7 protein-coding genes and 1 tRNA gene are annotated in these 13,607 nt (G+C 58.6%); 1 reads left to right on the forward strand and 7 read right to left on the reverse strand.

The annotated features are described in order from the left end of the window. Positions 1-78 precede the first annotated feature (78 nt). The 5 genes from VNN77_15730 to VNN77_15750 all read right to left on the reverse strand — a co-directional run bounded on the left by VNN77_15730 (position 79) and on the right by VNN77_15750 (position 10,141). Positions 79-1,272, reverse strand: coding sequence for a hypothetical protein (locus VNN77_15730; protein HXG52848.1), 1,194 nt, complete (start codon positions 1,270-1,272; stop codon positions 79-81). Positions 1,273-1,479: 207 nt separating this feature from the next. After that, entirely contained in the window at positions 1,480-1,875 is a 396-nt protein-coding gene (locus VNN77_15735) for a hypothetical protein (protein HXG52849.1), read from the reverse strand. A gap of 593 nt (positions 1,876-2,468) precedes the next feature. Beyond that, positions 2,469-7,712 (reverse strand): AAA domain-containing protein, encoded by a 5,244-nt coding sequence (locus VNN77_15740; protein ID HXG52850.1) that lies wholly within the window; start codon positions 7,710-7,712, stop codon positions 2,469-2,471. Positions 7,713-7,912: 200 nt separating this feature from the next. Continuing rightward, the gene (locus VNN77_15745) at positions 7,913-8,908 is read right to left on the reverse strand and encodes a WYL domain-containing protein (protein HXG52851.1); all 996 of its coding nucleotides are present in this window, start codon (positions 8,906-8,908) and stop codon (positions 7,913-7,915) included. A 1,142-nt stretch (positions 8,909-10,050) separates the two neighbouring features. Beyond that, positions 10,051-10,141, reverse strand: a tRNA-Leu gene (locus VNN77_15750). Positions 10,142-10,627: 486 nt separating this feature from the next. Here VNN77_15750 and VNN77_15755 point away from each other — a divergent pair. Then, a complete protein-coding gene (locus tag VNN77_15755; protein HXG52852.1) occupies positions 10,628-10,963 on the forward strand; it encodes a hypothetical protein in 336 nt (111 codons plus the stop codon). 35 nt (positions 10,964-10,998) lie between these two features. On the opposite strand, the gene VNN77_15760 is transcribed toward VNN77_15755, so the two are convergent. After that, on the reverse strand, positions 10,999-11,361 hold the full coding sequence (locus VNN77_15760) for a hypothetical protein (protein ID HXG52853.1): 363 nt from the start codon (positions 11,359-11,361) through the stop codon (positions 10,999-11,001). A 118-nt stretch (positions 11,362-11,479) separates the two neighbouring features. Beyond that, positions 11,480-13,591: a hypothetical protein gene (locus tag VNN77_15765; protein ID HXG52854.1), complete on the reverse strand. Its 2,112-nt coding sequence runs from the start codon at positions 13,589-13,591 to the stop codon at positions 11,480-11,482. Positions 13,592-13,607 lie beyond the last annotated feature (16 nt).

Genomic DNA, 13,607 nt, shown 5'->3' on the forward strand with positions numbered 1-13,607 from the left:
GTAGGAATCGGTTTACGTCCGGGACGGCCATCGGGAATATTTTCCTCGGGAAAATGCTCCCGGATCCTCGCCCAATGTTCATCGCTGAGTCTCAACATGCGCCGATGATACACGAGTTTCTAATTTTGAGATAGGTTCTAGCCAGAAGTAGCGGAAGGACTCTGCCGGATCAGCGGCGTGAGGGCCTGCCTGGGCGATCGCCTCGTCGAGATCGATCTCATAGTAATTGGTGGCCCTGGAGTGGGTGCGCTGGGAGTAAAGCCTCCAGAGCCTTCCGTTGGTCACGATGGCCCAGGGCGCCTCCCCCTTCTCAAGAAGGCTTACAACGACCGCGCCTGGATTTTCGTCGCGCGTTTCGGTGTCGCGCCGGTCGTCTTTCCCGTCCAGAGAACGCTCCCAGGGATAAACGAGACAAAGCGCCAACAAAGTTGCGCCATTATCGCCGCGATAGAGCCGGTAATCCGGCTCGGTGTCACTGCTACTCGCGCGCCTCCCGGGATCGGCCTTGAATCCCAGGACTGTGAAGACCGGCTCCAACAGTTCCTTTCTGAGATAGGCCTTGTCCTTGGCCGCGAAGCGAGACGATGCCCCCTGATAGAGTTCCCGGAGCTTCAGATAAGCTGGTTTTGGGTCTTCCTTCCAAGCGGGGAATTCTCTAAGCCGCTCCTTGAGGTAGTAGTCCGAGAAAAGAGCGCGGTTGTTGAAATACTCCTCGGACCAATCGGCCAGGGCATACACGGAAAGCAGCTTGTCATACTGAGCGAACGGATCGGATTCCGTCCAGGTAAGGCGGCGCAAGACTCTCAAATCCAGGCGACTCGGCTTAACCCGCTCAACGGAGAGAACCCTGGGCCTTATACCTACCTGCTTTACTCCCAGGCCGGAGCCGTCGCCCTTGTCCGCGGGTATGAATTTTTCCAGAAGAACAAAATCGAGCCGGTCGTAGTCGCTTGTGAGGATCAATAAATAATTCCCAGCGCGATTGCGGAACGCCCTGGCCAAGGCGCGAGTGTGAGAGACTGTGACGCTCGTGAGTTCAAAAAGATAGACCTGAAAAAGACTCTCCTGGTCGGCGATAAGCTCAATCTTTTTAATGGGCCGGACTGTCCCGTCAGCGGTAATCCCGAGGTTTCCTGGGGTCTGTGACGTCCGCGCATTCGTGTTGTAGCCCAGACGGGCAAAGAAGGCGGCGATACCATCCGACCCGTTCAGAGCCTGAATGTCGTGATGGCTGAGGTCAGCATCCAGGAAAGAGAGGGTTTCCTGACTCATTCTCTCTACAAATTTTCTCCAGTCTTGGTTCCCAGAGCCGGGTTACCGAGACCGAGAACCAGTGGCCGACAAGGGGTAGCCGGCTGGGACTTGGTATACTGAAAAATGCTGTGCGGCCGAAGGCGCAAAACGAGCCGATTTTACTACAAATCCGACCCTTGGCAACACGTAAAATCGGCGGCGGCTAAGCTGGCCTGACCCCCCACTTCAGCAGGCCCGAAAGGACGTAAACCTCCACCCAAAAAGCCAGGAAAACAGTTCTGCCGCGGTCGTCCCCGGACCGTCCCCAAGATAGCCCAGGAACCCACTTCTTTCCTGCATATGGCACGTCCTGACTTTCAACTCGCAGCCATCATCAACCGGAAATTTGAGGCTTTCCTTCACCAGCTCAAATGCCTGCTTTTTCACGGCGATATTCGCCTCCGCCAACGGTAGAACCAAGCGGTAAAAAACTCCCTTTAATGGTGCGTCCTTTTTTTCCATCACGTCCTCGTCTGTAAGAATCAGTACGAGCCTTCCGTCCGAAACTATCGCCTCAACGACTTCCAGATGACGCCCGTGCTTGCCTGTTAACGTCTCAAGGTTGTAGGTGATAACCGCCATTTTCCTGGACCCCCCATTCTGAGGCCGCAAGGCCCCGAAGTTCTGCGGGCGAATATAGAGGTTCAGGATCTTAGAAGTATCTTAGGCGGCGTTGTTTTTTATTGTTTTTTTCTGAGGTTTTTTAAAAACCCACGCCAAGACTTAGAAGTTTCTTAAGGAGGCTGGCAGTGTGATGGGTTTTCTCTTGAGACCGTCGGATTGAGAAGACTCAAAAATCAGAAAGTAGGGAGTTTGGCGTCATTGCCCTGAGCTTATGAACGGTCAGGCTCCGTGGTGTTACGGATCTTGCCCTCCAGGATTCCGTCCAGATCGCCATGTGCGTACTGTAAAGGGTCGTGGGAAATCCGCCTGAGGATTGCCACCTCCTCGGGCTTCATTTTTCCGTCCAGGAGTTTCTCCATGCATGCCTGCGCGATGGGCAGGACCATCGTCTTTAGGAGATCGGTGTAGTCCTTTTTCTCCCAACTGTTCCTGCACGGTCCTGATATCGTAGGCGTCATCTTGCAGATAGGTGGCAAAAGGCGAGTTCCGGAAAGTGCAAATGTCATGTATTCAGGCTGACCCCCGGGCGTGCGGAATTGAAAGTATGCACGCTAGGGCTCTTTCCCCGTTGCACCATTGCAGAGCTTTCCCAACCCATCAACCCTCCCGCGGTCAGTACTACCTCCGGTTTCCAACTGCATCCCGCGACGGCGGTACGCATCGAGAATCTTCGTCAAGTGCCTCCTGCGGCCCTCCGTTAAGCGTGAAAAGCCATAATGCTCAAGCAAGCTACGATAAAGCAGTTCCTGATTCTCAGCGCTATCGTCCGAGGGGCGACACAAACGGTCGAGCACCAAGAAGATCTCCGATGCCGGGATTTCCAACAGGTCTCTCTGCCCGGCAGATCTTTCCCTGACCTTAGGCGCACCACGGAGCCGAAGAACTTGCGACTCAAGCGTACGGTCACCAAGCTCGTCTTCAACGACGATCTCTCCTGCCCTCTGCATCACAGACAAGTTCCTATTGAGAAGACTCCGGACGTTCTTGCTGGCGCGTTCCAGCGCGGGACAACCGGCTACGTATAGCCTAATGAGCAAACGCTTCGTAAGGGGACCTTCCCTTTCTATTATGCGACGCAGAGCTGCCCGAACGTTGATGGGGGAGGCATCCCGCGGGTCAGGAAACTCTGAAAGCTCAGGATAGGCCGATAGCGACGCCGGCCTACGATCCTCTCCGCCGTTGTCGAGGGCTTCGCCTCGTTGTTCCCCGAACCCCTCATCCTCTTCCGCCTGCTTTTCCCGTGGCGTGCCCGCCGTTTGTTCCTCGTCTATCTCGTCCTCCCCGATCGGTCGAATACCGAGTTCCTCACAGGCCTCCGTGACACGGTGCATTGAGGTGTCCCGCGCCGCGTAGAATTCCGACTCCCGAACACGAACGAATGTCCATCCGGCTCGCTCGAGTTGCCTTTGCCGGGCCATATCCTGGTCGAACCTGTCCGGCCCGTGCCAGGCTTCGCCGTCGCACTCGATAGCTAGTCGGTTGTCGAGTCCCTCGACGACGAGATCGATACGATAACCGGCCACCTCTACTTGAGGCCGAATGCGGTACTTTCGACGGAGAAGCTCCAGCGCGACATCAACCTCGAACCAACTTTCGTACGGAGAAGGCTGTTCACCAGTCCTTCGTGAACGGTGTCTCAATTCCCGCTCAAGGCGCAGGAGCTCTTCATAAGGCGTAGCGATAGGTTGACGATCCGAGTTGTAAAAAAAGTTTAACAGCTTCCATCGCAAATCTTCGCGGCTAAGATCGTGAAGCTGAACGCTATGGAACAGCCATACCTGATCGCGCGCGCGACTCATGGCTACGTTGAAGCGTCTCTGGTCGGGCAGCCCCGTCAAAGCCCGGAAATGATGGTTAGGCGCTACCACAAGCGACAGGAAGATCACATCTCGTTGGTCCCCCTGAAAAGTGGCAGGGGTCCCACACCGTAGTCGCCTTTCTTCGCGAACCTTCGGCTCCAGCATCTCAGCCAGTCTCCGTTCAATCAGCTCGGCCTGAGCATGGCCCTGGAGAACGATGACACCCATTGTCTTTCCCTCATAAGTATCGTCCTCCAGACAGTTCTGAAGCGCTGCAACGATTGCATCTGCTTCTACCGGGTTCAGAATCCGCTGCCCTTCACCCTGGCAAAAGCCGTCGTTCACATATTTTGTTTTTAGCGGTGGAAGCCTTTTGGGCGGAGGCTGACGTAACGGAATCAAGGGCGCGTCTGTGTAACATAGCTCATTGCTGAAGCGAATGATCTCCGGCACGCATCGGAAATGTTCCCGAAGCGAGATCAAATTGCCGAAGGCACGCTCAGCGTGGTCATAAAGGCTCGTGTCGGGTCGAAACTCGTCGCGGAATCGAAACTCACGAAGGTAATCTCGGGCGAGACGTGCGATATCATCCTCGAGAACGCCCACTGCTTCCGGACTGTTCTGTTTATCGTCTCCAACGACGATGATCCTCTTTGCCAGAAGAAGAAGCGCCAACGCCTCTATTCCCGCCTGCGACGCCTCATCTACGATCACCGTATCAAAAAGTCCAGGTGTCGGGTCCGTCGTCTCCCATAGCTTGTGGAGGGGCATGATCCAAGCCGGCATCTTCGGGATGCATGACATGAGATACCGGCGGGCTGCCCTCCGGTGCCGATAGGCGTACTTACCCGTGTTTTTTCCGATACGCGCAACCGCCTTTGTCCAAGCTGTGAGGTTTTGCTCCGTCTGGTCGTCCAGTCGCAAGAAAAACGCCTGCCAAGCCTTCACGGCCGCCAGTTTCTCGAGCTTTTTCTCTATTCTGTCTTGCAACCGCTGTCGCTCGCGAGCGAGCCTCTCGTAGTGTCCGGAGTCTGTGATCCTGTGAAGCCACGCCCTCGTGGCAGCCCAATCCCATGTCTGCTCAAGCCGACGCAACCGATCTTTCCACCGGGGATCGCCTCGGGTCGGTTGCAGCACACGCGCAAGCTCAGGACAACACCGGTATATACGTTCCAGCAATTCTTGATAGCGCTGAAAGCGATCTCTCTCAGTCTTCAGGCTCTCCCGTTGTGTCCACGCACGGTTCCACTTTGCCGGATCACGAGCCTCGATAGCCTGTGCAAGCTCACTCATGCAGGGGTGGGCTTTGTGATGGACGGAACCGCGGATCGCGCCGGCCCACCCATCGATAGGCCTTCGCGCATGGCGTACGAGGCGACGGGCGAGTTCCGCTTTGATCAAACGGCACCACCTTTCCCGCGCATCGTGTTCTGAAAGGGTTATTCTTGTCGTGGCGGGAACTATCTCCAAAGCGTCTCGACCGTGTTTCCGGAAGAACTCTGTTAGATGGCAGGTTTGCTGAACTAGGTCACAAACTTGACCTGCCGCGTGCCTAGGATCGCCTGGCGTTGGGTCTAATGGCTTGGGCCATACCGTATAAAATCGGTCGAGGGTCTCCCTTAATTCCAGATATCCGGCCAGCATGTCCAGTGACCGCTCGTCGCGGGGCGCCCCTCCGTTAACCCGGCAGCGTTCCTCGATATATCGTGTCTCGCGTGCGATGCGAGGAGCGAGAAAGCCCCACCCTCGCCGGCCACCCCTCCTAAAGTGCTCAAGCCGTCGGCAGGTATCGGCCAACAACTTCGCGTCCCCGGTGTCTGAGGATATTTCAAATTTCCCAGCGCCGGCCCGTTCGCACGCAATCTGAATCCTTTCAACAAGCTGAACGGTTTCCCGTTCGAGGCGGTTCCACCGAGCATCTTGTCCAACGATAAGGTCTTTCAGGATTTCACCCGTCAAATCACCGAGCGTTCGACTGGCCCGTGTCACCAGCTCTTCCAATTTAACTAAGAATGTCCTGCATGCCTCCAGGTTTGCGTCAGAACAGTTCTGAATCGGGCCCAGTTCATGCTCCGGCACTCCGTCAAGTGCGCCCTCTGCCTCACGCTCTGCAGCGCTTAGCTTCTCAATCGCTGCTGTGAACTCCTGCGGGTCGGGAAGATCGAACGCACCGATATCGAGGGTAAGTTCGTTTAATCGCTCTTGAGTCAGGGTTGGATGAACTTCGGCCAGCAACATAATATCGTCGGGCGACAGCGGACAGCGGTCCTGATCGGCCGCCAATTCTGGAAACCAGCCGTGCGTCTCCCGTTCTTCCTCAAGCTGTCTCGCGATTTGGGCCGCGGTCCCTGTGTAACCGCCAGGAAGGCTGTGAGAATAGGTTTCGGCTTCGCGACATTCACGGAGCTGCCGATCAAGGCTGGCAGCCTCCTGTTCATGTTGACAAAGTTCTTTCTCCAGTCGGTCGATTTCCTCCTGTGCCCATTTCTGCCCCATCCATTCATTCTTCCGCGAAAGGATCCCCCGGACGCTATCCTCCAGAAGGCGATGGTCTTCGCGAGAAGACCCAAAGGCAGTAACGCAAAGGTTACGGATATCACCTGGCAACAGATCTCTCAGAACCGTCAGAGCCTTCGGTGCGTGGGCTGTGACAAGAACCCGTTCGCCTATTGCGAGAAGGTGGCAGATCAGATTTGCAATGGTGTGGCTTTTGCCGGTGCCAGGTGGCCCCTTAACAAGCACATAGGGTCGGTTTCTGAGGCGCTCTGCAATCCGCCGCTGCTCGTCGTTCTTCGCAAGCGGGAAGTACAGGCGACGGTCCATATCGCCGCAAGAGCCGTTGATATCGACCCCGAGGCCGCCAGAAGGCCCCGATAGTCCACCCTCGCTAACGAAACGGTCCCACGGTGGCGTCGTTGAAAAAGCCGCCTCACCCTCGGACGCCTTCAGAAAGCGGCCGATCAGCTCCTCATATGCCGTTGGGCGCCGTTCACGGAGGACGAGTGCGGGCGCATAGCTGACTCGGAATGTTGCATCCGCTCGTTCGAGCGGTGTCCAAACGTCTTCGCTGACTTGAGCATCGGAGGCCGCTTTGTTCGCAATGACCCGGAGGATCTCAGCGACCTTTGTCTTGTCCCAACCGCGAACGTCAAGCTCGTCCAACCGCTCTTCCAAGCGGTTTTCAGTGTCCGCCGTATCGAGTCTGGGCTGGTCGTGGAGTTCCAGCATGTCCAATTCAACACGAAACCCGTCGAAAGAGGCAGCCGGACCTACTGTCAGGATACCCCGCGCCGCATCCAGACTGATTTCGGCAGGAGCGGTGAGAAGGTGGCGTTTCACGGCCGTCGCGGTCGAATCGCGCCACTGCAACAGCCCGACCGCCAAGCGCAGTTCATAGCGCTCCTCTGCTTCCTCAATCCGCCGCCGCATGAAGTCCACATCTTCGTAAATGCGCTGGACCTGCTTCCACCGACGCGTCTCTTCTGCCCAGGGCTCCCATTGGTCTCCGAGATATTCAAGCCAAGCATCCTGTATGTTCGGGTAATCCACCAGCCGACGCACCTCGGGAACCTTTTCAGCCACAGTGGTGTTTTCTCCGGGGGCTGTGGCCTGATGCTGGACTCTCTTTTCGACTAGGACAGTGATCTCCGGATTGAGAAGATCGAGAAGTTGCTCTTTTGTCTTATCCAGATATCCGCCAGGGTCGTCCTGAAACTTCCGCGGGACCCAGTCCTGAAGCTCCGTGGGCAGCGGCGGCAGTACGGGCCTACGCTTCTTACGAACCTCGAGCCACAAATCAGGAAACTCGTCAGGATTGTCGCTGATAAAGGCCGATTTGCATGCATCTCTCCAAGTTTGGGGCAAGTCCCGAGGAACGTCATGAAACCACAAAAGCTTATCGTCGGCTCCGTAAGCTGCAATGCGCTTTCGGCGGAGAGTAGCTGTGTCCCTCAAAAAACGAAGCAGGGCAGTCGTCTTTTCTGCGGTGCTACTCATATATTGTTCCTCTTACGATGCTGGGGTTTCTCGTCTTCATCTAGGCGAAACCGTCAAACGCGCGTTACAGTAAGCGACGTTGGCCCCAATTACGGTCTGTCGCACTCCTCGACAGCTAGCCTTATCAGCCCGCTGTGACAGATCGGGTCATGGATTTTTGACAGATGGGGTCCAAAAACAGGCCCTCGAAGTCGAGACGTTCAGTACCTGCTTTTCGGGACTCCCAGGATTTTCTTTGCCTCCTCTCGTACTTTCACACGCAATGTCTCCGGGCGAATCATTTTCACCTGGCTCCCGAAGCTCAAAATCCATCCCACCAGCTCGTCGTTTTCGGCGACTCTGAGGGTCATCTTCAGACGGCCGTCCTTGAGCGGCTTGTTTTCCTGGCTGTGGTGCCAGACCTTGTCCTTCACCCACGCCGCGGCTTTCCTGGAAAACAAAAGCTCCACCTCGATCCGCCGCCCGCGCATCACCATGAGCGCATCCCGGACGTACTCCTCGACATCGAACCCGAGCGGCATCTGGTACGGATGGTCCGTCAGCGTGATCGAGCGGATGCGCTCGACGGCGAACATCCGCACGTCCTTTCGCAGGTGGCAGTAGCCAATCAGGTAAAGCCCTCCGGCGGCGTACCAGAGGCGGTACGGGTCCACCTCCCGCCGGGTGGACGCGTTCCGGGAAGCGGAAAAATAGCGCATCTGGACCGTGCGGCGCCGGTCGATGGCCCGGGTGATCAGGTCGATTGTGTTCTTGTAGTCCCGGTAATTCTTGTGGGGCCCGAGCCCGATCGAAAAGATCTCCTCGAGCCCCCTCACGTACTCGTGCCCCTCGGGCGGCAGGGCGCTCGCCACCTTGCTCAGCGCCGAATCGAGTGCCGACTGGATCTCCGTGCTCTCGAGCGGCCGCAGCAGCTTGCGCCCGAGGGTGAGCGCCATCAGCTCGGTGGGCGAAAAGCCAAGCGCCGGGATGTCCCGAAAGCCTTCGAGGAGGCGCCAGAGTGTGCGACCGCCCCTCCGCTCGGTGACGATCGGGAAGCCCACCGCCTGCAGCGCGTCGAGGTCGCGGCGCACCGTGCGCGCGTTTCGCGGATAGTCGTCGGGAATGGAGTCGACGAGCTGCTCGAGGGTCAGCCCCCTCGAGCCTTCGAGCCGCCGAAGCAGATGCCACTGCCGGGTCACCTGATCGTTGCGCGCCATGTGACAGAGAGGCACCTCGATTGCAAGGAGGCTTCGATCACACCATAAGTCGATATGAAAAACCCGGCACCGGCGCTCGCCGGGGGAAAGGCCTAAAACCGTTTCGGCCAAAATTTTACGGCTTCGTGAAGGTCGGGGCAAGACATCTTTCGCGCCGGATGTCGGATCAAGAACTCCGGATCTGAAGTGTTCAGCTGGTGTCAGCCGATACGACCATCCCTGCCCGGCCGACGAAATCGCAGTTTGGCCGACAGCGCCGCACGGAAGAGTCAGCCAATCAGGGGCCTGACCAAGCACGTGGCCCTCGCACGATCCGTCGCGCAAAGACGGGTACCGCGCGTGTCCTGCGGGTTAGCGCGGGTGACCGATTGTTGTCCGGGAACTGTGGGTTGTGCGGGAGCTTTTTGTTCCCCGCTTGGCGTCGGGCTAGCCAATGAGCGCTAGCACCTCAGGACCGAACGCATGCAGCGCCAACGGCACTCCGGCCGCCTTCAAATTCATCGTGTTTGCGAACAATGAGAGGTCCACGGGATTCACAATCCCCGAGATCTCCTAGAAAAAAGCAGTAAATTCAGGCGTTTAAATTGTGACTGTAGCCGCAACTGTAGCTTATTGTTACTGGGTAATCGACCACGGTCGTTCGTCCGCGCGCTACCCGCAGGTCTCAGCCGATTTCGCCCGAACCGGGGGGGTGGGTCGCAAAAATCGTGTTTCGCCGACCGCGTTCTATGCACACCGTCCTGGGGCGAAAAAACCAAAGCCCGCGAGAAACCCGTGCAAACTCGCATACTTACCCAGCCCCGCGCGACACCCGCACCCCGAAAACGCACGAAAAACCGCGCCATGCCGCGCACATAGCGCGGGTTCGAGACAAAATTCGCCTGTTTTTCGCGGGCTTTCGGTACGCGCTGGACACCGCGCGATCCGCGCGGCCCGGCGCTTCTCGATCGCGCGCTTTCGTGCCCCTTCCTTTCCCCCCTCTAATACTCCCCTTCTGTCCTGCGGGAGGCCGTTCGTCGGCGGCAAGAGTACATCGAGAAACAGGATAAGCTACAGATAAGCTACAGATAAGTTACAGTAGCGACTTTCGCGGGACACGCCAGACTTGAGACCCAAGCAGGATACTAGGAAAATCAAGTACTTGGTGCCCGGAGCCGGACTCGAACCGGCACGGACCCTTCCGGGTCCTCGGGATTTTAAGTCCCGTGCGTCTACCAATTTCGCCATCCGGGCGCGCCATCGCTGTGATCAATAGCCTAGGGGCCTTCGGCCTTCAAGGCACTCCGGCGTCCGCCGCGCCGCCCGATTCACCCCGCGCAACGGCCAAAAATGTCACAGACTGTCAAAAACTGTCCCTACTGACCCGCCCGTGGTGGGCGTTCCGGCGCGCAAAAAGCACCGATCCGTAGCCATTTTCGCCGCCGGCGCTCCCTTTTTCATCCGGCATGTCGGTTGCTTATTTGCCCTCGACGCAGGCAAAGAGCAAGCCATGATCCGTTACCTCAAGCTCCGCAGATGTCCGCGTTGCGGCTGCGAGTTCGCCGTGATCCTGCTCGAGCGCAACGCCCGCGAACAATCCATCAGCGGTTTCTGCGTCCAGTGCGAGCACCGCATCGAGTGGCGATTGCTAACGAAGCAGACCGCCCCCGCCGGTGCGTTGCGCTCGCGATCGCCGCGCAATCGTTCTCTGTCGCGATAAAAACATGAGGTTGGCGTGATATGAATCCGGAACTCGTCTTGTGGTCCCGCGTGCTCCTGCAGGCTATCTGGGACCTCGCGGGGATCAAGCTCAAGATGCCGAAGAGCGAGGCTCCGCGACTTCAGCGAAGAACCCGAGCCTGGTTCGATTCGCGGGACACCTCTCCCGGGAGCTTCATCTGGATCTGCCACATTCTCTCTCTGGATCCGGCGACCGTGCGAAGGCACGTCCTGACCAAGAAAGCCGAAGAGCTGGAAGCGCTGATCACCCGACACGCGCTTGCACGCGACGCGCAGCGGGAACGTGAAGGAGAGGCTGGCGTGACGGCCGAGCCCGAGCTGTCCGAAGCCGTATAGCTCCCGCCGGCTCTCGCGCCGGCCGCCGAAGCTTCTCAGATCTTCCCCCGGCCTTTGAGCTCGCGCAAGCGCCAGGCCACGACCTCGTCGAGGCAGCGCGCGGGCAAAGGCTCCGGAAGGGAAACGTCCTCCGCCCCGAGCAGTATGAGCTTGTGCTGCATGGAGACGAGGCTCGCGTAAAGCGCCTGGTAATGCTCCAGCTGGACCGAGCATTCCTCGAGCTTTTCATCGATCCGCCGCACGCATTGATCGAGCTCCCGCTTCTCCTGGTCGAAGATCCGCTTGAGCTGGTCCCGAATCTCGACGGTTTGCTGCTGGAAGGTGTCGGCGATGTGCGCGAGGTTGATCCTCATTTGAAGGAGGGTCTCCATCAGCCGTTCCACTGTTTCCGGTTCCATGTCCCGATCCGCGCTCCCGGCTGAAATACCGGCCGTCCCAACAGGCGAGCCGACTTTGTAATATTGGCGTTGCGCTCTTGTCAAGGCAATTCCGCCGCCGGACCCGACGGAGCGGGCTCTACGAGGGTACGGTCCGATCGAAGGATGGGACCGCCCTCAACCCCTCGGAGCGTCTCCAAAGCGAGACATAAGAAAGCCCGTAGAGCACCAGGGCGATCAGGTTGAGCCAGCGCAACCCGGTCCACATGTCGAGGTACTCCAGAAGCCCTCCCACCAGGGCGCCGAAAAGATTGCTGGCGAGAGCTGCGCTCGGCGAAGGCACCGTCGCGAAAGCTTTGGCGAAAATCAGGGCCGCCACGAAAATTGGCGAGGCCGTGATTGCCGCCCCCGCGCCCAGCCTGAGGCCCCACGCCAGCCGGTTGAGCATGTCGAAAGGAAAGAACAAATTGATCGCCAGCGCGGAAGCCAACGCCAGATAAAGCCCCGTAAACGAAAGCGCGACTCCGGCCGAGGCGATTCCGTTGGCCGCGAGGATGACCAGCAGAATGGCGCCGATCACGAGCGCGTTCACCAGCCACGTGGACCCCATGAGGAGCCCCAGGGCGGTCACCGCCTTGGTTTCGATCAGCAGGAACGCCGCCCCCATGAAGAACAGATGCCAGTCCACCCGCCCCGCGGCGCGGAGGGAATAACGAAACGGAATCAGGGAAAGAACGAAGATCAGAAAGAGCGGCAGCAGGTAATGGAAAGGAATGCCGCGCGTCTCGAGAAACAAAAACGGCCAGTCGTCCGAGACCGGCTCCACGGTGCCCGAGGTGAAAGGAGTCGCGATCGGAGCGTAATCGGTTTCCCCCGGATCCCGGTTTCGATCGAACAGCTCGCCGGCCAGCAGCAGAACTTCCTGGTTGGAGCGGCTGCCCAGCGCGAACGGCTCCGTTCCCAGCGCTTCCCTGAGCGTGTCGAGGTGGCGCTGCGACAGCCACGCGTTGACCGCGAAAAAGTTGATCGCGACGCCGCCGCCGGGGCGGAGTTTTTCCCGGACCGCCTTCAAGCTTTCGCGCGTGAACACGAAGTTGTCCAGGCGCAGCGACGAAAGCGAGGAGAACGCGGTATGGCTGTCCAGCGTGGCGAAGATCACGAGATCGTAGGTGCGCGGGGTCTTCTGCAGAAAGGAGCGAGCGTCGTCGATGAACAGATGGACCGCGCTCGACGCATAAGGCCGGTCCAGGTTCAATTCGTGACCGAGCCGGGCGATCACCGGATCGATCTCGACGACGTCGATGTGGCTCACGCCGTTGCGCAGCGCCACCGACGCGTCGTTCCCTCCGCCGCCCCCGAGGATCAACACCGATTCTATCTTCCGCCGGGCCAGCCGAAAGGGAATATCGTAGTGGCGGTGATAGGCGCGGACGTCCGCTTCCCGGAGAAGCGAGCGGTAGTCGGACCCGAACTGCTGAATGACCTGAAAACCATCGTGGTTGACGGCGATACGGACGCCGGCGATCGGTCCTTTTCCGAACACCCGGGCGGTGATCTTGTAGTACGGAGACCACAATGCCGGCGACTTTACTTGCATGGCGGCGGTGACCGCCAGAGCCGCCACGCTGTAAAGCAGGAACAGCCGCAGGGCCGCGGTTCGGACGAAGAAATACGCCAGCACGCCGTAGGCGATCAGCAGCCAGACGGTCGGCTGGAGCTCGAGAAACGAAACGAGCGAAAAAGCCACGATGCCTGCGAGGCTGCCGAGAACGTTCACCGAATAGGCCGGCAGAGGCTTCAGCCGGTTCATGACCTCGCCCAGCATGGAGCAGAGCGCGGCGAAAGTAGCCATCGTGAGGAAAAACACGGCAATGATCACGAAGAGCGCTTTGGCCGTCTTGTAAAGGGACGGCGCCGACCGCAGGGCGTGGTCGCCGAACCCGCTGCCGAGGAGGAAATACTGTCTCGGGTCGACGAAGATCACGTGCGTGATCCCCATCAGCGGCGCCAGGGCGATGACGCAGACGAGACAGGTCAAAAGCCTGGGAAACCAGCGATAGAAAAGCGTCGGCCAGCGGGCGTGGAAGGAGCACCCTACGCCGAAGCCCAGAAACGCCGCCATCAGGGCGAGGTTCTTGAAGTAAGCAAAGATGCGGATTTCCGTGGAAAGCCAGCGGATCACCGCCAGCTCGAGAAAAAGAGCGGCAAAGCTGATCAGGAAAAGCTCGAGGAAGTCCTTCCGGCTCGTCATGCGGCCCTGCTCCCGA

This window comes from Candidatus Zixiibacteriota bacterium, from assembly GCA_035574315.1.
GTDB lineage: Bacteria > Desulfobacterota > Binatia > UBA9968 > UBA9968 > DATLYW01.

Bases quoted from the DNA above. Each gene is read 5' to 3' on its own strand.
- VNN77_15730 (HXG52848.1), bottom strand. From the start codon at position 1,272: ATGAGTCAGGAAACCCTCTCTTTCCTGGATGCTGACCTCAGCCATCAC.
- VNN77_15735 (HXG52849.1), bottom strand. From the start codon at position 1,875: ATGGCGGTTATCACCTACAACCTTGAGACGTTAACAGGCAAGCACGGG.
- VNN77_15740 (HXG52850.1), bottom strand. From the start codon at position 7,712: ATGAGTAGCACCGCAGAAAAGACGACTGCCCTGCTTCGTTTTTTGAGG.
- VNN77_15745 (HXG52851.1), bottom strand. From the start codon at position 8,908: ATGGCGCGCAACGATCAGGTGACCCGGCAGTGGCATCTGCTTCGGCGG.
- VNN77_15755 (HXG52852.1), top strand. From the start codon at position 10,628: ATGAATCCGGAACTCGTCTTGTGGTCCCGCGTGCTCCTGCAGGCTATC.
- VNN77_15760 (HXG52853.1), bottom strand. From the start codon at position 11,361: ATGGAACCGGAAACAGTGGAACGGCTGATGGAGACCCTCCTTCAAATG.
- VNN77_15765 (HXG52854.1), bottom strand. From the start codon at position 13,591: ATGACGAGCCGGAAGGACTTCCTCGAGCTTTTCCTGATCAGCTTTGCC.